Below are 19568 nucleotides of genomic sequence, written 5' to 3' on the forward strand. Positions count from 1 at the left end.
TTAGATAAAACTACTTCAAAAGAAAGGGGTTATTACAATGAACAACCACTTTATTAAGCGTTTTGCTTTGCTCACAGTGCTCACCTTGCTGACTGCTGTATTGCTTGCTGCTTGCACCACCGAGTCCCCCGTCCCTGAAGATGACGGAACCACAGATGAAGGGGGCACAAGCGATGGTGAGCTGATCATCGGCTTATCCATTTCCACATTGAACAATCCGTTTTTCGTTACATTAAAAGAAGGAGCCGAACAAGCAGCCGAAGAACTGGGGGTCAGACTGATTGTGGTGGATGCCCAGGATGACCCGGCCAAACAGGTGGCTGACGTAGAAGATTTGGTTCAGCAACAAGTGGATGCTATTTTGGTTAATCCTACTGATGGGGCAGCCATTGTCACTGCGATCGAAACAGCTAACCAGGCCAGTATTCCGGTTATTACTGTTGACCGGGGTGCTGAAGGGGGCGAAGTATTGGCCCACGTTGCATCCGACAACGTGGAAGGCGGGAAAATGGCAGGCGAGTTTATTATCGAATTACTTGGAGGCAGCGGTAAAGTGGTTGAGCTGGAAGGAATCCCCGGAACGTCTGCTGCCCGTGACCGCGGCCAAGGATTTAATGAAGCCGTAGGAGATGCAGAAGGAATTGAAATCGTGGCCAGCCAGCCGGCTGATTTTGACCGCTCCAAAGGATTAACAGTGATGGAAAACATCCTGCAGTCCCACGCCGAAATTGATGCCGTCTTTGCCCACAACGACGAGATGGCCTTGGGCGCCCTGCAAGCCATTGAAGCGGCAGGACGGGACATCATTGTTGTTGGTTTTGATGCCACTGACGATGCCGTTCAAGCCGTCCAAGAGGGCCGCTTAGCTGCCACTGTTGCCCAACAGCCCAGCCTCATAGGCCAGCTGGCTGTTGAAACAGCAGTGAAAGCCTTAAACGGTGAAAGCGTTGATGAGATGATCCCGGTTGAGTTGGAACTGGTCACGGAATAAAGGCATATTCCAATCTAACAGTTTTGTACGAAATAGTCCCTTTCCGGGACTATTTCTTTGTTCAAAAATCGTCTTACTATTAGAATTCTCATCGCTATTGGTATAAATTTTTTGTATTAAAGAAAGAATAAAAGATGAAACACCATAAAGGGGTGGGAAGCATGGACCTGAAATTAAGTTCGGAAGAAGTGATCAGTCACATTCGGCAATTGCACCAAAAAGGTCAGCCACTGAATAAGAAAAAAGTGAAGAGAGACTATCCCGACCTGATGAAAAGTGCCCTGTATTACTACCCCAGCTGGGAACATGCATTGAAAGAAGCTGACGTCAACCTATAGATTTAACAGCCACGAAATTGAACAGGCATGTGACTCATGTGCCTCTCTTCCATGTACGTATATTTGCGCAGTCCTCAAATGGGGACTCTTTTTTTGTATAAAACAATCCATGGTTCCTGATCCAATAACAGTACATTCATGACGTCACTCTCCTTTCGTTCATCATTATCCTTTTACCACTCCGGCCATAAATTTAGAACATGTAACTACCGTTGTTTGAAGGATAAAAGTAAACCCAGGCCGATAACTAGGACCTGGGCTTTGCTATCTCATTATTCACCCTTATTTTTGTCCATGCTGACGTACATCATCCCAGCACTCCGCTTGGGCCAGACCTTCAATGCGGCTGGCATTGAAGACAGGATCTTTCCCTTCCCGCCGTTGTTCCAGATAATCTTGCAAAGCGGCAAACGCAAATTTGCCAAGCAAAGCAATGGCGATCAAATTGATAATGGCCATCAAGCCCATAAACAAATCAGCCATGTCCCATACCAGGGAAAGCTGGGCCACAGAACCAAAGGCGACCATAGCAATAACAGCCAAGCGGTACACGGTTAACCACGTTTTACTAGAGCGGATAAATTCGATATTGGTTTCCCCATAATAATAGTTCCCCACCAAGCTGCTAAAGGCGAACAGTAAAATAGCAATGGCCACAAAACCACTGGCCCAGTCCCCGACCTGCGTGCTTAAAGCCGCTTGGGTCAAAGCAATACCCGTCATTTCCTGATCCAAATATATACCGGACATCAATATGATAAATGCCGTGGCACTGCAGATGATCAATGTATCGGTGAAAACACTGAGCGATTGAATCAGTCCCTGCTTGACAGGATGGCTAACCGACGCAGTCGCTGCAGCGTTAGGCGCACTCCCCATACCAGCCTCATTGGAGAACAGGCCGCGCTTGATCCCGTTCATCAGGGCCGCTCCCAATCCGCCACCGACTACTTCCTGCAAACCAAAAGCGTTGCCCACAATCAGGATGACCACTTCAGGAATCATGGTGAAATTTTTCAGGACCACAAACAGAGCCACACCTATATAGAACATGGCCATGACCGGTACGATCACCGCTGTGACACGGGCGATGCGGTTAACCCCACCAAAGATGATAATGCCTAACAGCACAGCCAAAATAAGGCCCATCACACCGCGGTCAATTCCCCAGGCTTCCTCCAGTGCCAAAGAGATGGTATTGGCCTGAACGGAATTAAACACCAAACCAAAGGTGATGGTTATTAAAACGGCAAAAATAATACCCATCCAACGTTTATTTAAGCCTTTTTCCATATAATAGGCGGGCCCGCCTCGGAATCCGCTTCCATCTTTTACTTTATAAATTTGGGCAAGCGTACTTTCCACAAAACCGGATGCTGCCCCAATCAATGCAATTATCCACATCCAGAACACGGCACCCGGACCACCCAAAGAAATGGCCAGGGCCACACCGGCCATGTTGCCGGTTCCTACTCTTGAAGCTGTGCTAATGGTAAAAGCCTGAAAAGAAGAAACTGCTTTATTCTGTGTCGAATCGGGCGTCATCCCTTCCTTCAGCAAGCGAAACATTTCACCGACCAGTTTAAACTGCACAAACCGGGTCTTCAGAGAAAAATAAACGCCCAAACCAATCAACATCACAATCAAAACATACGACCAAAGGAGATCGTTTCCCCAAGCGATGATGGATTCTAAGATGCTCATCTCATTCCTCCTTGATTGCTTCATCTCCCCGACGATTATACTGTAGACGTAAACATCTGTCTATCAGTTAATCATATCTTTTGTTGGAGGTTAACAAGAAAATACTAGCAATATATAAATAAAAGAGAAAAACCCTCTCTTTAGTTACAAGAGAAGGTACATTAATCGTTATTTACCAACGGTAACTTAATTGTATACCAAAGGGAGGAACTTCTTTTACTCCCTGTCTCTTAGCCACTCAACTTGTTGATGAATCACACTGACAAGAGGATGATCTGTTTCTAATTGCGAGTATTGTAAGAGAGCCCCCTCAATTCCAGCTTTTTTTATCGTTTCTTGAAGCTCAATGGCTTCAGGGTCCTCTTGATAATCAAACAGCAATAGGGCAGCAATACCTTTTGTCAAACCAACCGGTACCTCCCCGAATAATGAATAATATTGTTTGGCCGGGTTAATTAAACGGTCATGGGCTCCGAGCTTACGAATGGGGGACCGTGCGACTCTTACAATTTCATCTGAAATAGAGGGATTGGTAAACCGCTGAATGATTTTCTCTATATAAGCCTTGTGTTCATTTTCATTCCAGCCATACTTTTTTACCAACACAGCTCCTGACTCACTTAGGGCCTTTTGAACATCGGAACGAATTTCTTCATCATCCATGGCCTCTTTGATCGTTTTTAGCTGCTTGTCATATCCTAAATAAGCAGATATCGCATGCCCAGTATTGACTGTAAGCAGTTTTCTTTCAACATAAGGCATTAAATCATGAACAAACTGAATGCCTTTTACTTGTGGCATATCCCCAACCACATTCTTTTGTTCCACAATCCATTCAAAAAATGGCTCTACTACTACAGTAAGCGGATCACGATGTTTTTGGTTCGGAACGATACGATCTACAGCACAATTTAGAAAACCATAATTTCTTTCAAATAAACTTGTTTCTTCTTCCGAAATCTTTTCGAATACTTTTTCCTTCAGAAAAGTACTCCCACCTATCATATTTTCACAGGCAATGATATTTAACGGTTTTGGATTGGCCGATAATCTCTGGCGAAGTCCCTCCGCCAGAATCGTAGAGATGGCTGGTAAAATATTTGGCCCCACCGCCGTTGTCACTAAATCTGCTTTTGTTAAATAATGAATCACTTTGTCACATTCTTTTTGACTATTAACGGCTGAAACATTGCGAATGACTTGCTCTGTTCCAGATTTATCAGCAATGAGCACCCGATACTCCTTTTTCTCATTTAAGATACGAACGAGTTCATCATTTATATCGACAAAAACGACTTCAAACCCTGATTGGGCAAGCAAACTGCCAATAAAACCCCTGCCAATATTTCCTGCACCAAAATGGACGGCTAACATATTAATTCACCTCGTTTAATAGATGAAGTATATCTTCTTCCCTTGCTGCTTCTATGATTTTTTGAATATTCTCCTCCTCTGAACAAACAATGGCGATCTTTGAAAGAATGGCCAAATGTTCGTCGTTTTTTCCGGCAATGCCAATGAGTATTTTGGCCGTATGTCCATCTCCATAATCAACCCCGTCAGGGATTTGTACAACAGAAATGCCTGCATGTTTCACCAGGTTTCTCGCATCCTCAGTACCATGAGGAATGGCAACAAAGTTCCCCATATACGTTGATGTGAGTGCTTCCCGTTCGAACATTTTATCCACATAAGCAGGTTCAACATAACCTTGATTAACTAAAATATTTCCCGCTAAGCGAATCGCTTCCGTTTTATCTGCAACTGATGAACGCAAAACAATATTCTCTTTCTTCAATACTGGCATTGGCAATTTAATTCACTCCTTATGATCCGCAATATGTTCGTAAAAAAATTTCTCCAGATGGTAGCTTATAAAAGAATAAATCTTTTCATAGTTTCCTGATGCAAATACAGCCATACTTTCCTCATCTTTTATAATTAAAGAGCTTATGTGGCTTAAAACGGAAAGCATCTCTTGGGCAGCAGGCTCTGGTGCTAACAGCAGCAAGAGTTTGTTCACCTTCATCTGCTTTTGATCCATACCATTTACCGTTTGCCATTTCGTTAATGTATAAATTGTAAATGAGGGTTGAATAACAGCCGGGCCCCGGGTATGGTACAAAGCAAAGGGAGTTCCCGGTATGCCTAATCCCCCTATTTGTTCCCTGTTTAACAATTGCGTAAAAACCCGTTCTTTATCGCTAATAACCCCTTTTTGGTACAGTCGATGACAGGCCTCAAACAACGCATCCCTAACGGATTTTCCATCTAATTCCAGTAAGGTAAAACCATTTAAGATTTTTACAATGGTTTCGCTCATTTTTTGAACGGAGCGGAGCTTTTCGGCCACATTTGCAGCACCTTCATTGAATGGATGCTCTTGTTCTCTTCGTGCTTGCACTTCTCTATTCTCCAGGAACTTTTTAATAGATGTAAGTTCTCTTTCTTGAAGGATCGGGCTGACCACAAAATAAGTTCCTGTAAAGTTGTGCAGCGGCACTGTTGAGACAATAAGGTCATATTGATCTGTATCCACTGCTTTCAATTCCAAGACAGATGTGTGTTTGATGTGTACGATCTCAGGAATTTCTTTTGTCAATCTCGTTGCTAATATTTTTGCCGTACCTAAACCGCTTGAACATATAACTAAAGCGCGAATCCCTTTCCTTTTTCTTAATAGAGCGGAGGCGAAGTGAAGCACTAAATAACCAATTTCTTCCCTTGGAACAGCCAAATTGCGAAATACCTTTTTGACTCCTGTTTCTAACGTAGAAAAAAGGTCAGGATAGTCTTGAACAATTTTGGATAAAAGTGGATTGGCTATCCCCATGTTATGTTGCATACGATAAATCGCCGGCTTTAAATGAACGGCTAAATCCTGAAGTAAAAGCTTATCGTTCGTTAAATCTACGTTCAGTTCATTGCTAACAAAGCGAATCAATTCTTGTGCTTTTATTCCTATTTCAAAACTGGCTTCCTCTAACAAATAGCCTTGACGATCTTGAAGCTTCGCCCCCATTAAATGCATTGTAATATAGCCAATTTCTTCGTTTGGTATCGTTATATGGAATATATTTTCTAGCAACCGGGCAATTTTTTCGGCAGTTTTGAATTCCTTGGCATCGCGAATTGTTTCTAAATATTGTTGATCAAAATTGATTGATTCTCCTTGGATAATCCGCTCAACAGCCAAGGCAAGATGGACCACTAGGGCGATATAGGAACTATCTGCAATAGGAAAAGGAAGTTCCTCTATGATCTCTCCAATTTGCTTTTCAATGATTAAGAAGTTGTTCTGATCAACGAGGCCGAGGAGCTTCTCCGTAACGGTGTTGAGAGTTTCCGCTGATCTTTTTTGAATAGATTCTTTCATTAAGGATAGAAATTCATATTCACCAAAGTGATTCAATAATAACTCGCTCATCATCCTCCGTTTCGCCGATTCAGATCCCGCAATTTCGACCCCGTATCCCCTTTTTCGAATCAGCGAAAGCCCGTATTTCTCAATGTCTTCCCTTATTTTGTCTAAATCGTGGCTGATGGTTGCTACGGTGACGTTTAAATCATTGGCCAGAGATAAAAGCTTGACAGGCTCTATCGCCTCCAATAAAGTAATCAAGACGATTTTTTGACGCTCTTCCGGTGTGTATTCCGTATGAGACAAATGAAAAAGATGCAGTTGCAGTTCTTTTTTGTTATGCTCGTCCCCAGCTACTTGGATACCGACTCCTGATTTTTTGATGAGCTGCAAATGATAATCTTTTAATATGCGTTCTACACCTTTTAAGTCTCGGTGAACCGTGCGATTGCTGACTTGAAGCTGTTTGGCAAGATCCCTGACCGGAAGACCTTGATCATGAGACAATAATATATTGAGTATTTTTCTCTCCCTTGCAGATATATACATCACGCTTCACCCGTCCCCTTTGAGCAACCATGCGGACACGATTTTTGGATTTGAATTGAGTTCTCAGGAGGGTGGTTAGCCCTCCTATTTAATTCTTTTCCTTTATAGTCTCAATCAATTCATCATATTTTGGACTATTTAAGAAGTTTTCGACCGCGACATGATAAGCGTTTGGCAGTTTCTCCTTCGCACGCTCTGTTAGATTTTGGTGAGTAATGACAATATCTGCGTCTTCCGGAAGCTGGTTAATGGCTGTATTTGTTACTTCAATATCCAATCCTGCTTTCTGTAGCTTATTTCGTAAAATCGAAGCTCCCATGGCGCTTGAACCCATTCCTGCATCACAAGCAAACACAATTTTGTTAACTTGGGATGGCATCGTTGTTTCTTTTTGTAACACAGCAGCCATATTACTCTTTTTCCCTTTTAATTGTTGCATTTTTTCTGTCGCCTTGCTCAAATCTTCTTCTTTATTTTTTGCAGCTTTTAGGAAAAGAGAGGCGATGAGGAAAGAGATAGCTGTGGCAACCAATACCCCTGCCAATACACCAAAGTGGTTGCCTTTCGGAGTCATCGCTAACAAGGCAAAAATACTTCCAGGGGACGGAACGGCCACTAATCCGGCATTGAAAAGGGTAAACGTCAAAACACCGCTTACTCCCCCTGCTATTGCTGCTAAAATTAATACCGGTTTCATTAAGATATACGGAAAGTATATTTCGTGAATACCTCCGAGAAAATGAATGATAGCAGCCCCTGGAGCTGACTGTTTTGCTACTCCTTTTCCAAATAGCCAATAAGCAAGCAAAATACCAAGACCCGGACCCGGATTTGTTTCCAGCAGGAACAAAATAGATTTGCCTGTTGCAGCAGCTTGCTCTATTCCAATCGGGCTCAAAATCCCGTGGTTAATTGCGTTATTTAAAAACAAGACCTTCGCAGGTTCAATGAAGACATTTGCCAAAGGTAATAAATTGAGATTGACAATTGCTTCAACACCAGCGGCTAATATTTTGTTCAGCTCTAAAACAACTGGTCCGATTCCTTTAAAGGCAACTAAGGTTAAAATCCCACCAATAATTCCCGCTGAAAAGTTGTTTACTAACATTTCAAATCCTTGTTTTACTTTCCCCTGGATGAGTTGATCAAATTTCTTGATCATATAACCGCCAAGCGGCCCCATCATCATTGCCCCAAGAAACATCGGAATGTCAGAACCGACAATGACCCCCATTGTAGCCGTCGCACCGACGACGCCGCCGCGAACATCGTAAATCATCTTACCGCCTGTATAACCGATTAATAATGGTAATAAATACGTAATCATAGGGCCGACAAGCTGGGCAAATGCTTCATTGGGTATCCATCCTGTCGGGATAAACAAAGCAGTAATAAAACCCCAAGCAATAAACGCACCAATATTAGGCATAATCATGCCGCTTAAGTAACTGCCAAATCGTTGAATTCTCACACGAAACTCTGATTGATTGACCTTTTCACCAACCATTTTTTGAATCCCCCCTTTTTTTCTTCCTATTTTTATATTAAAGCGCTTGCAAAGGAGGGTTCAACGTAAAGTAAATATCATTTTGTCCCAACCATTATTGTCATTTTTTAAAAAGATTGAGGTACATAGGTAAAGGCAAAGAATATTGGCAGCAGAAATCACTGCTGCCTCAGACTGTAGAAAAACCTGCGATCAAGTCACTGATCGCCCTTGCTTTTGCAATCTGTCTCCAATATAAGGCACCTAACCAGCTGGAAGCAATTGAATGGCGATCGCTAAACCCACATTAGCAATTGGGATAAGAAATCCTTTTTCTTTAAATTAAGCTTACCACTACTGTTAAGCTGAAGTCGATAATAGTACCAGTCGTTGATAGTTGTCCAAATATTTATCCATGGAAATTCCTGTTAATCTAATATTTGAAATATGAAAATCATAGTTTTCCTAATATTTGAAGCATGAATGACTGCCTCTCTTTAATATACAAAAATTTAAATTTTCGTGAGTGGCCTTTCCAAAAGCAACGCTGCTTCAGGCGGGCAGTGCATTTCGTTATATACATTCAATTATTCCCCTTTAAGAATATCCATGACTTTTCGCACCGAACTGGCCGATTGGTTTAGAGCTTTTCTTTCTTCGTCTGTTAAATGCAATTCAATGATCTTTTCTATGCCGTTTCCACCCAGTATGGCAGGCACACCTAAATATAAGTCATGAAATCCATATTCACCTTCTAAATAAGCCACTGCAGGAAGAATCTTCTTTTTGTCTCTGATGATGGCTTCTGCCATCTGAACCAGAGACGCAGCCGGGGCAAAATAGGCACTGCCATTACCTAACAGATTCACTATTTCTCCCCCGCCCTTTCTGGTCCGCTCCACAATGGCAGCCAAACGATCGGCGGGAATCAACGTTTCTAAGGGGATACCACCCGCATACGAATAACGCACCAGCGGGACCATATCGTCTCCATGTCCGCCCAGCACAAATCCAGATACATCCTCAACTGAAATACCCAGCTCCTGGGCAACGAATGTATTAAAGCGGGCAGTGTCCAGCACCCCGGACTGGCCAATGACACGGTTTTTGGGAAAACGCGTCGTTTGGAAACAAACATAGGTCATCACATCCACAGGATTGCTCAAAACCAGGATCATACTTTGTGGGGCATACTTCACTATATTTTCGGATACTTTCCTCATAATTTTGGCGTTGGTATGGACCAAATCGTCGCGGCTCATACCAGGCTTGCGGGCAACCCCTGCCGTAACTACAATGAGGTTGGCATCTTTGATCAGCTCATAATTTGAAGTACCGGTAATATGAGCATTGAACAGTTGTACTGGACCCGCTTCCAGCATATCCAGAGCTTTGCCCTTGGTCCGGTTCTCTGCCTCGGGGATATCCACTAAGACGATATCCCCCAGCTCTTTTTGTGCGAGCATCAGTGCGGTTATTGTCCCCGTATTTCCCGCTCCAATCACCGCTATTTTATGTCGTTGAAACGTCACGTTCCCTCACCTTCTATCCTTTTGTTCCTGGCTTAAGTTTTATCGTTCTCTGAATCAGTGGATTCGTTCTCCTGATCCTCCTTTTTCTTTCGATTCTTTGTTCTGTTCCCATCCTTTAACTCTCTTGCTTTGGCCTGATCCTTCACTTTTGGGGATGTTAGAGTTGTATTTTGCTGAGCCGGCCCTTGAAACGACCTTTTGTCCGTTGCCAACATCGTGCCTACTGTTACATCGGGGTGAGCGATCACATGATAGGCGATCAACTCTCCAACCTGCTCAGCTGCTTTTTTACCCGCTTCAACAGCAGCCTGTACGGCTCCAACGTCTCCTTCCACAAGGACAGCCACCAGCGCCCCGTCCACTTTTTCTTGATTAACCAAACTCACATCTGCTGCTTTAATCATGGCATCTGCCGCTTCAATTGAACCAATCAATCCCCTTGTTTCGATCATGCCCAACGCTTTGGCCAACCGCCTCACCTTCCTTCTATATCAATGGAGTCAACAATGCCAATTACCACTGCATCAATGGGAAGATCTTTGTCTGCAATGACAAAGCGGGATGAGCTGCCCTCTGTAATCATCACCCGGTCTCCCACCCCAGCACCGATTCGGTCAGCGGCAATGAGGGGGGTGTCTACAGGATTGCCGCAGGGATCTTCCAGCTGAACAAATAGGAATTTAAGACCTTTTAAACCCTCTTCTTTACGCGTTGCCCATACATTCCCAATCACCGTGCCAATTTTCATCTTTGACCCACCTCATCCTTGCTGACTAAAAGTTTGATCCCCCGTTCTCTGGCTGTGTCCCGGGCAAGCGGGGTGATGATGACCGAAGGCGACACAACAATGGTTTTGGCTTCAGTCTCCTGCAGCGCACGCTGTGTCAACAGCTGTCCTGTAAAGTGCCATATGGCTTGATTACCTTGCCGATCTCCCGGTTTCAATTTGGCCAGATCGGCTAGTGTGCCAAAGGTAACGCCAAAGTCCAGTAATGTCCTTACTTGCTGCAAAAGATAGTCTCTATAGCGTTTAGCACCTGTGCTAAGTGAATCTCGTTCATCATGGGCAGCAAACATCCATTCTAAACTGGGAGCCACTTGGATAAATACAGGGATATCTGACTGCAACGCTTGGGCCAAAACAGCTGCCCCAACCGTGTCTGTCAAACCCAAAGCACCCCGGACGATGAAGTCCTGATCCATGTGGAAAAAATAAACCATATGAACAGATGTTAAGGTGTCATCCGGTGCAGCATCTGCCGTGTGGAGCTCAACCTGCCATTTGTGTTGTAAGGCAGCTTTCGCCAGATCAAGATCTTCGGGGTTGGCATCATTGTTATAAACCATCAGCAATCGAGGTGGAGAACACACACGGCGCACCACTTCTCTGGCAATTTCCTCTATCAGCTGACGATGTTTGATAAGCTGACGTTGATGGTCTTTCATGAATGAATAACTCCCGGTGTATGACTGGGAATCAGGATGCCTTCTCCCCGTGTTGAAATCAGAGCTGCATTGCCTTCATCCGTATCAATGTGCATCTCAAGTTTGTAACGGTCAGATACACGGATCAACACGTTTTCAAACGTAATGGGGCGCTCACTTTTCACTTTGACTTTGACGCATTGCCCGTGTTCAACATTGAAAGCAGCGGCGTCTTCTGGTGTCATATGAATATGGTTTTGGGCAATAATCAGTCCTTGAGAGAGATGGACACTCCCTTTTGGACCAATAACGGTGACCGGAGACGAACCCTTAATGTCTCCGGAAAGACGCAGGGGGGGATTTAGGCCCAGTTTAAACGCATCAGTCCGGCTGATTTCCACCTGGCTCTCCCCTCGTGCCGGGCCCAAAATACGCACCCGCTCCAGACAACCTTTCGGTCCCGCAATGATCACCGTCTCCTCTGCTGCAAATTGACCTGGCTGGGATAAATCAGCCTTATGCGTCAGCTGATAGCCCGCACCAAACAGGGCTTCCACATGCGCCTGTGACAGATGCACATGCCGGGCTGAGACAGCAATGGGAATAGTCAATCCGTTGCGGCCCCCGTGATGGTATTCCGACAGCACCTGCTCCACAAGAGATTGGACATTTGTCTGATCCATTGTTTCCCCTTCTTTCTTAACCCCCTATTATTCTGCCGAGACTTTAGGCAAGATGCTTTCCAACTCGTTATGCGGGCGGGGAATGACGTGTACAGACAATAATTCTCCAACACGCCGGGCGGCTTCAGCTCCGGCTTCGGTTGCGGCTTTAACCGCCCCTACATCACCGCGTACCATCACTGTCACCAACCCGCCTCCAACATGCACTTTGCCAATCAGATGAACATTAGCCGCCTTAACCATGGCATCGGCCGCCTCAATCGAGGCCACTAATCCTTTGGTTTCAATCATCCCTAAAGCTGTATATTCTCTGGACATATTTCATACCTCCTAAATGAGTTTTGTTATATTGATTGTTTGAAAAAGTTGATCATCCTAACTTAGCCAGCACTTCCTGCACCAGCTGAGTCACCATCTCCTTATCCACACGACCAACCTTCCCCTCTTCAACCAGCACCTTTTCTACCACTTGTTGAACTTCAACAGCTTTGTTATGCCCTCCCTTCTCCCCCCTTCTCTCTGGTAATGAATCTGTTCCGGGCCGGGGAATATCAATATCGCGAATGCCATAAGCCATCCGTTTAAGATTTATTAAATGATGAACGGTAATATTATCTGAAGTGATATTGCCTCCAAATGTGCCACACCCCAGGGTGTACGATGGTTTCAGATGTGTGGTGGCCCCAACTGCCCCCAGTGCAGCTGGTGTATTAACCACAATCCGTGAAACCGGGATTTCTTCTGCAAACCGGCGGGCCACACCATCATCCCGGGTATGAATGGCTAACGTATGTCCCCGGCCTCCCAAGGCAAGTAGCTGCTTACACAGATCAACGGCTTCTTGCCAATCCCTGACCGTATAAAAGGCAAATAGCGGTGACAACTTTTCTATAGAAAAAGGGATATGTTTGCCAACTTCTGTTTCCTCTGCGATTAAAAGCCGAGTCTTTTCAGGCACGGTGATCCCTGCCATCTGAGCAATGACGGTGGCACTCTTGCCCACAATTTTGGGATTCAGTTTGCCGGGAGCCAGAGTCATCACGGCCTCCACTTTTTTCTTCTCTGCCTCATTCAGAAAATAAGCTCCGTTATTTTTGAACTGGTGAACCACCAGGTGCCGCACCTGCTGATCAACAATCACAGCCTGCTCCGAGGCACAAATGGTGCCGTTATCAAATGTTTTGCTGTCAACTATCCTTTTTACGGATTGGCTAATATCAGCCGAACGCTCAATATAGACTGGTGCATTGCCAGGACCGACACCATAAGCCGGTTTACCTGAACTGTAGGCTGCTTTGACCAGTCCACTCCCCCCTGTGGCTAAAATGAGGTGGACATCGGGGTGTTTCATGAGTCCCTCTGTCGCTTCCATTGTCGGCTCTGTAATCCAGCCAATCAAACCATCCGGTGCTCCTGCCTCCCTGGCCGCCTGCATACAGACTCTGGCCGCTTCTACCGTACACTTGGCTGCAGCCGGATGAGGGCTGAACACAATGGCATTGCGGGCCTTTACCGCAATTAAACTTTTAAAGATGGCTGTTGAAGTGGGATTGGTTGTGGGAACGATACCGGCAATCACCCCAAATGGTGAAGCAACTTCGACGATTTGCTCCTCACGATTTTCGTTGACAATGCCCACTGTTTTAACATCCCTGATCGATTCATACACATCTCTGGCTGCCACCTGGTTTTTGATCACTTTATGTTCATAGACACCCAACCCTGTTTCTTCAACGGCCATGTGGGCCAACTTACTGGCCTGTTCAAAAGCAGCGTCGGCCATGGCTTTGACAATGCGGTCCACTTGCTGTTGTGAGAAACCAGCGAATATGTGCTGTGCTTCTTTCGCTTTAGCAACCGCCAAACGCATCTCTTGCACAGACCGCAAATCCTTATCCCATTCGATGATCGCTGTCATCTGCCGTCTGACCTCCTTTATCCAATATGTACAACCGTGAGTGATGAGTACCAAATAAACCCTTTAAAAGAGCGTTCTTAATACGCTACAGGCGCACGTGCGATTTCTGCCACGGTTGCTCTAAACGCATCGGCCGCCGCCCGGCAAGCCGATTGGGATCCGGTTAACAGCCCCCCGCCAAAGTTGGTTTCCGAAGGCGGACCAAAAAACGTCACCAGCTCGACATCGGCTGCTTTTAACGCTGCATCCAATCCATATATAGCTTCCAAAGGAGGCGCAATTAAGTAAGCCAACGGTTCCCCCTCAGCGATGCCTGCCAGTTTAGACAGATAACTTCCTGTTCTGGCAATTACATGGGCATATAAGGTGTGAGCACCTTCAGAATCAAGTGCTTCAAAATAGGCCTCATTTTCGATCGTATGTCTTGCCGCCTCAAGCCCACTGATCACTTCATCCGGTGTAGGACCGGCCAAGATGCCGATAAATTCACCGGATAACGGTCCTGAGGCATGGGCTGCACCGGCGTAAAATGACCGGGCATACACAACCTCCACTTCAGCCCTTTTCGTTGCTTCATCTACCGCCGTATAACCTACATCATCTATGGTGGTTGTCATCAGCCCCAGGCTGCGCTGCTCAGGTTTTAAGTTCAGTTGTTTGATGAGGTGTTGGTCAACATTTGGAATCACCCGTACAGCAAGCACCTCGGCTTTCACTGGTCGAAGAGGCACTGCCTTCCCTCCTTTCTATTTCTCTTTCTTGACTAACGACACACCGCTCGCTTTATATTTAAGAATTTTTTGAACCACATTGCCGAGATAGGCACCAGCTTCCACCGGGGGTATGCCTCCGCGATGAATATTGGAAATCACCATGCGGTCTGCCTCTACCGTCCCCTTTCTCGGCCGGTAACACAGATAAGCACTGAGGGATTCGGCACTGACCAATCCTGGCCGCTCACCGATCAACAGAACAACAACTTCGGGCTGCAACAATTCTCCTACGTCATCCATAACAGCGACCCGTCCTCTTTCAATATAAAAGGGAGTCCCTGTCTTTAAACCTAGTTGCTGGAGAGATTGCAACAAGGAAAGGTATGTGTCCTCAAAGTTTTGCAAAATGGCCTCTGCACTAAGACCATCCGAAACAATCACTTGCACTTGAGGCTGAAACATGCATCTCTCCCTGATCGTTGCTTTGGCCTCCTCACTTAGCTTGCGGCCTAAATCCGGACGGCGGATAAACTCATCTTTGTTTTTAACTAGCGTTTGGACCGTAAAAAGAGCGTGTTTTTCCAACAGATCAGGGATGACTTCCCCGTGCACGGCGTCGACGGCTGCAGCGTGATCCAGTCTGAACCGCAGCCAAGCCTCCGTTTTTGGCCTGGGACCGGCTCTGCCAATGCCTATTCTGGCCGGGGTGGATGACCTGATTGAGGACAAAGCTTCAGGATATAGGGGCTGATCAACCCCTGCCCTTGTTTCCGGTTCCTTTAAAAGCTCATCCTGGCCGGAGATGGATGAATTGAAGGAGAGTTGATCATCTTGCTTGTGAACCGCCCCATGTGTGATGACGCGGGGCTTTTCCGTTAAGTGATCCCATATTTTTACCATTTGACTGCTTTGTGTTGAAACTGTTGGCGATGTATCGCTATTCTTTTCTGTTGCCTGCATTTCTTCCAACTTCTTCAGCACCAACCGGGTGATGGCTGTGACGGTCTCCCGGTCCATGAGCTCACCTCCTTTTGGCAAAGATTGTCGGATCTCCCGCTTTTGGAGTTAGTCGGCCATCCTCCATAATGCCCATTTTTTCCAGCCATGCTTCAAATTGTGGGGCCGGCCGGCGGTTCAACGTTTCTCTTAAGGCAGCAATGTCATGGTAACTGAGAGACTGATAGTTCAACATACAGTCATCCCCCATCGGCGTAGCAATGACGAAATTGACACCGGCTGCGGCAAGCAGAACACCCAAATTTTCGATATCGTTCTGATCGGCCTTAATATGGTTGGTGTAACACACATCCACTCCCATGGAAAGGCCGTGCATTTTACCCATAAAATGATCTTCCAGTCCCGCCCGAATCACCTGTTTGGCATCGTACAGATACTCCGGACCAATAAAGCCAACCACTGTATTGATAATAAACGGCTGATAGCGTCTGGCAAATCCATAATTGCGTGACTCCAGCGTCATCTGGTCCACGCCATGATGAGCTTCTGCCGATAACTCAGATCCTTGCCCTGTCTCAAAGTACAGGCGTTGCGGTCCTGTACTGGTGCCCATCCTCTGAATCATGTCCTGGGCCTCATCTAACAAGGCAGCGGAAATCCCAAAGGAGAGATTGGCTTTTTCTGTCCCGGCAATACTTTGGAAGATCATATCGGCCGGTGCTCCTTGCTCAATCGCTTTCATCTGCGTGGTGACATGGGCCAGCACACAGTTCTGGGCCGGAATCTCCCAGGCTGTCAAAAACTCATGCGTGGCATGCAGAATCCGTTTCACACTTTCCACAGAATCATCAACAGGATTGATACCGACAACAGCATCGCCGACACCATATGACAGCCCCTCCTGTAATGAGGCCAGTATGCCGTCAACACTGTCTGTCGGATGGTTCGGCTGCAGACGGGAAGCCAGCCGCCCTTTTTGTCCAATGGTAATATTACACTCACTGACCACTTCAATCTTATTTGCTGCATACACCAGATCCAGGTTAGACATCAGCTTGGTCACTGCGGCAATCATTTCGCTGGACAAGCCTTTGCTGATGCGCAGCAAGTCACTGCTCTGGTTCTGTTCGTCAAGAATATATTCTCTTAAATCAGCCACCGTCCAGCCTTTAATCTCCCGGTAAATGTTTTCATCAATGGACTCATCAATGATTCTGGACACTTCATCTTCCTCGGGTGGAATCAGCGGATGATTGCGAATCTCTTCCAAAGTCATCACACTTAACACCTGTTTGGCTGCGATCCGCTCTTGTACCGTTTCTGCGGCGATTCCCGCCAAGCGGTCCCCCGATTTCTCTTCATTCGCTTTGGCAAAAACATCTTTGATATCTTTAAATTGATAAATTTGACCCAGCAATTGTGTTTTTAACTTCATGTGGCACCCCCTCTTCTTCATACACTTGTTAAGCTTGGAAAGCCAAGGTTTTCACAACAACCGGCACAACATCGGACCTTAACTTGCGGCCAATATCCACATAATCCCCGTGTTCCACCCTAATTTGATCAATACATACCACATCCCGTTTATTGTGGATCATTTTCATGGTTTGACCGACCACTTTGGCAAAATCTCCGTCCACAATGACGATCATGGGCTCATGCTGATTGGGCTGCAGTTGGTAAGCTTTCACAATCCATTGGGCCAGCTGTTGGACTTGGCTGTATGTTAAAACAGGCAGCTGGGTAAGATAGAGGGCGAAATTCTGCCCTTCCAGGTTAGAGTCATAAATCTGAATGGCCCTTTCTACCGCCTGCCTGATCTTGACCTCCCCTTCCTGCAGATTGTAGGCCAGATCCACATGAAAGACCGGGATATTTTTCAGGGGCAGACGGGAATCATCCACTTGTATCGTTGACCCGCTAATCTCTGTGGTCTCTATCCCAGCCCCCAGCACCGTAGCTCTCACCGTTTCCTGTGGCGGGATCCATTCCCACTGTTTGAGCGACTCGCTAGCCTTTATCTCCTCGGCTAAAGTGGCTCCCATATCCTGGTATGGGATGGGTGTTGCCCCCGGTCCATCTTCCTCTAAGCGATAGAGGCATTCACTCACGCCACCGGAAAACATAATTGCTTCAATGTCCACCTGCCAGTCGGGAGGGTGGCCCAATAAGAGAATCCGGTCCTTGTCCTCAACTCTCCCCTGCAAGATACTAACTAGAGTAGAGACCATCTCCCTGGCTACCCGCCGTATAGCTGCCTTGCTGAACGTTTGACCGACAGCTAATGTCCACTTGTTGCGATCAATCATCTCTTGCACAGGGGCGGAAATGTGCGTAATCTTATCACTCTCAAATTCAATTAAGCGTCCCCCAATATGCAATGTGCACGTGCCCTGGAATTGCTTGCCCCTATAGACGGCGATATTGGCCGTTCCTCCCCCTATATCGATATTGGCGACCACTTTTCCTGTTGATTGCGCATACTGGTAGGCACCAGACCCTTTGGCCGCGAGGATCCCTTCCAAATCGGGGCCCGCGGTGGCCACCACAAATTGGCCAGCTTTTTCAGACAGGAGGTGAAGCATTTCTTGGGCGTTACGTTTCGTCGCTGTTTCACCAGTGATAATCACAGCACCAGTCTTGATCTCTTCAGGTTTGATGCCGGCCCGGCCATATTCTTGCTGCAGAATATCGAGCACCGCCTCCATATCAATGATCGTTTTTGACCGTAACGGTGTCCGATAAATGGGACTTTTATAGAGAATGGATTTATCGACAATTTCAATCCTGGGAACATGGCTGGTGCCAGCTGTGTTGGTCGGTTTCAAACGGCTGATAACGATTTTGGTTGTGCTCGTGCCAATATCGATCCCTGCGCTGAGCAGTACTTCCTCATCCGTAAAGCGTTCTTCCATCACGCTTCACTCTCCTTTAGAACAAAAAACGCCTTAAACAACCAGGTCACCTGGTTATTCAAGGCGTCGTTGCCAAAGTAATATGAATTTTTGTTGAGTTCATTTTAATACTTTTATTCCGCCTTGTAAAGCTGGTCGTGGAAGTACAGCCCCTCGTATTCACTTGACTGCACATAGGCCTTCATGTCGGCGTAAGTCTCACAGCGAATCAGATCACGCAACTGGTCAATGCCCACATTGGTCTTGACTGAAGTTAAGATGATCGGGCCGCGGATTAAGGCCTGTTTAAGCTGGTTGACCGCACGTTCAATGTTGGCATTTGGCGCATCAATTTTGGTCACAACGCCTATGGCCAGTTTGGAAATGCCTGAAGAAAAACCCGGGGGAAAGATGGTCTTCGGATTGGTTGCATCTTGTAAAAACAGCACATGAGTGACTTCCAGCATGGTAACCATAATCGTTTTGTAAAACATGGGATTCTCAGTATACTCACCGGGTGTATCCACAATCCAGTCCTGATAATGCAACGCTTGGGTCTTGACCGCATCCTCCTGGCGTTCTAGCAAGGCATTGGTCAGCGTTGACTTACCTGATCCGACTGCGCCAATCATCATGGCCCGCTTGCGTGGCATGTCATCCCCTCCAAGCACTTATGATTTGGTGATTGGGGCGGGTGTATAACCTAACTGCTGGCCTAAAAATTCATTAATCTGCTGCAAAGCGGTCTCTACTTCGGCCACGCTGCCCACCAAGACCAAACTACCTGTGAACCGGTCCAGAAAGCCGACCGAAACATTGGCTTTTTTGGTGGCCAAATCTCCGGCGATGATCACCGTTTCACTTGGCGTCAAGGTCAAAATACCAATGGCCCCCTCTTCAGCCAACCCCAATTTTGCAAACATATCCGGATCGGGATTGGCAATCAAATGGCTTAAAGTCACCTGTTTTCCGGGAACAAATTCTTGTATAAACCTTTTCTTTTCTTCTGCCATCAGT

The 19568-nt window shown here is 46.1% G+C and carries 20 protein-coding genes; 2 read left to right on the forward strand and 18 right to left on the reverse strand.

What is annotated here, in order from left to right; all coding sequences use genetic code 11:
- Positions 1-37 precede the first annotated feature (37 nt).
- Positions 38-991: a ribose ABC transporter substrate-binding protein RbsB gene (gene rbsB / locus J2S00_RS07390; RefSeq protein ID WP_307337520.1), complete on the forward strand. Its 954-nt coding sequence runs from the start codon at positions 38-40 to the stop codon at positions 989-991.
- A gap of 161 nt (positions 992-1152) precedes the next feature.
- Positions 1153-1329 (forward strand): hypothetical protein, encoded by a 177-nt coding sequence (locus J2S00_RS07395; RefSeq protein ID WP_307337523.1) that lies wholly within the window; start codon positions 1153-1155, stop codon positions 1327-1329.
- 282 nt (positions 1330-1611) lie between these two features.
- On the opposite strand, the gene J2S00_RS07400 is transcribed toward J2S00_RS07395, so the two are convergent.
- The 18 genes from J2S00_RS07400 to eutS form a co-directional block, all read right to left on the reverse strand.
- The gene (locus tag J2S00_RS07400) at positions 1612-3033 is read right to left on the reverse strand and encodes an alanine/glycine:cation symporter family protein (RefSeq protein WP_307337527.1); all 1422 of its coding nucleotides are present in this window, start codon (positions 3031-3033) and stop codon (positions 1612-1614) included.
- Positions 3034-3249: 216 nt separating this feature from the next.
- Complete coding sequence (locus J2S00_RS07405; RefSeq protein WP_307337532.1) at positions 3250-4407, reverse strand: mannitol-1-phosphate 5-dehydrogenase; 1158 nt, start codon at positions 4405-4407, stop codon at positions 3250-3252.
- 1 nt (position 4408) lies between these two features.
- Entirely contained in the window at positions 4409-4840 is a 432-nt protein-coding gene (locus J2S00_RS07410) for a PTS mannitol transporter subunit IIA (RefSeq protein ID WP_307337664.1), read from the reverse strand.
- Between the two features lie 12 nt (positions 4841-4852).
- Positions 4853-6943 carry a BglG family transcription antiterminator gene (locus tag J2S00_RS07415; protein ID WP_307337667.1) on the reverse strand — a complete coding sequence of 697 codons (2091 nt, stop codon included), beginning with the start codon at positions 6941-6943 and terminating at the stop codon, positions 4853-4855.
- 88 nt (positions 6944-7031) lie between these two features.
- Entirely contained in the window at positions 7032-8450 is a 1419-nt protein-coding gene (locus J2S00_RS07420) for a PTS mannitol transporter subunit IIBC (protein WP_307337535.1), read from the reverse strand.
- Between the two features lie 566 nt (positions 8451-9016).
- Positions 9017-9961: a malate dehydrogenase gene (gene mdh / locus J2S00_RS07425; protein ID WP_307337538.1), complete on the reverse strand. Its 945-nt coding sequence runs from the start codon at positions 9959-9961 to the stop codon at positions 9017-9019.
- A gap of 32 nt (positions 9962-9993) precedes the next feature.
- Positions 9994-10431 carry a BMC domain-containing protein gene (locus J2S00_RS07430; protein ID WP_307337541.1) on the reverse strand — a complete coding sequence of 146 codons (438 nt, stop codon included), beginning with the start codon at positions 10429-10431 and terminating at the stop codon, positions 9994-9996.
- Between the two features lie 5 nt (positions 10432-10436).
- Positions 10437-10709 (reverse strand): EutN/CcmL family microcompartment protein, encoded by a 273-nt coding sequence (locus J2S00_RS07435; protein WP_188623916.1) that lies wholly within the window; start codon positions 10707-10709, stop codon positions 10437-10439.
- Positions 10706-11407, reverse strand: coding sequence for a hypothetical protein (locus tag J2S00_RS07440; RefSeq protein WP_307337547.1), 702 nt, complete (start codon positions 11405-11407; stop codon positions 10706-10708). The genes J2S00_RS07435 and J2S00_RS07440 overlap by 4 nt, the downstream gene beginning before the upstream one ends.
- Positions 11404-12069: a phosphate propanoyltransferase gene (gene pduL, locus J2S00_RS07445; protein WP_307337551.1), complete on the reverse strand. Its 666-nt coding sequence runs from the start codon at positions 12067-12069 to the stop codon at positions 11404-11406. Before pduL ends, J2S00_RS07440 begins: the two co-directional genes overlap by 4 nt.
- Positions 12070-12096: 27 nt before the next feature.
- Positions 12097-12387 (reverse strand): BMC domain-containing protein, encoded by a 291-nt coding sequence (locus J2S00_RS07450; RefSeq protein ID WP_188623919.1) that lies wholly within the window; start codon positions 12385-12387, stop codon positions 12097-12099.
- Between the two features lie 52 nt (positions 12388-12439).
- On the reverse strand, positions 12440-13987 hold the full coding sequence (locus J2S00_RS07455; protein ID WP_307337555.1) for an acetaldehyde dehydrogenase (acetylating): 1548 nt from the start codon (positions 13985-13987) through the stop codon (positions 12440-12442).
- 77 nt (positions 13988-14064) lie between these two features.
- Positions 14065-14718 carry an ethanolamine utilization microcompartment protein EutL gene (gene eutL, locus J2S00_RS07460; protein ID WP_307337558.1) on the reverse strand — a complete coding sequence of 218 codons (654 nt, stop codon included), beginning with the start codon at positions 14716-14718 and terminating at the stop codon, positions 14065-14067.
- 15 nt (positions 14719-14733) lie between these two features.
- Positions 14734-15717 (reverse strand): ethanolamine ammonia-lyase subunit EutC, encoded by a 984-nt coding sequence (gene eutC, locus J2S00_RS07465; protein WP_307337561.1) that lies wholly within the window; start codon positions 15715-15717, stop codon positions 14734-14736.
- A 4-nt stretch (positions 15718-15721) separates the two neighbouring features.
- Positions 15722-17092: an ethanolamine ammonia-lyase subunit EutB gene (locus J2S00_RS07470; protein WP_307337563.1), complete on the reverse strand. Its 1371-nt coding sequence runs from the start codon at positions 17090-17092 to the stop codon at positions 15722-15724.
- A gap of 28 nt (positions 17093-17120) precedes the next feature.
- The gene (locus J2S00_RS07475) at positions 17121-18572 is read right to left on the reverse strand and encodes an ethanolamine ammonia-lyase reactivating factor EutA (protein WP_307337670.1); all 1452 of its coding nucleotides are present in this window, start codon (positions 18570-18572) and stop codon (positions 17121-17123) included.
- A gap of 113 nt (positions 18573-18685) precedes the next feature.
- Entirely contained in the window at positions 18686-19204 is a 519-nt protein-coding gene (locus J2S00_RS07480; protein ID WP_307337565.1) for a EutP/PduV family microcompartment system protein, read from the reverse strand.
- Positions 19205-19222: 18 nt separating this feature from the next.
- Complete coding sequence (gene eutS, locus J2S00_RS07485; protein ID WP_188623925.1) at positions 19223-19564, reverse strand: ethanolamine utilization microcompartment protein EutS; 342 nt, start codon at positions 19562-19564, stop codon at positions 19223-19225.
- Between the last annotated feature and the right edge of the window lie 4 nt (positions 19565-19568).

The organism is Caldalkalibacillus uzonensis, assembly GCF_030814135.1.
In the GTDB taxonomy this organism is placed as follows: Bacteria; Bacillota; Bacilli; order Caldalkalibacillales; family Caldalkalibacillaceae; genus Caldalkalibacillus; species Caldalkalibacillus uzonensis.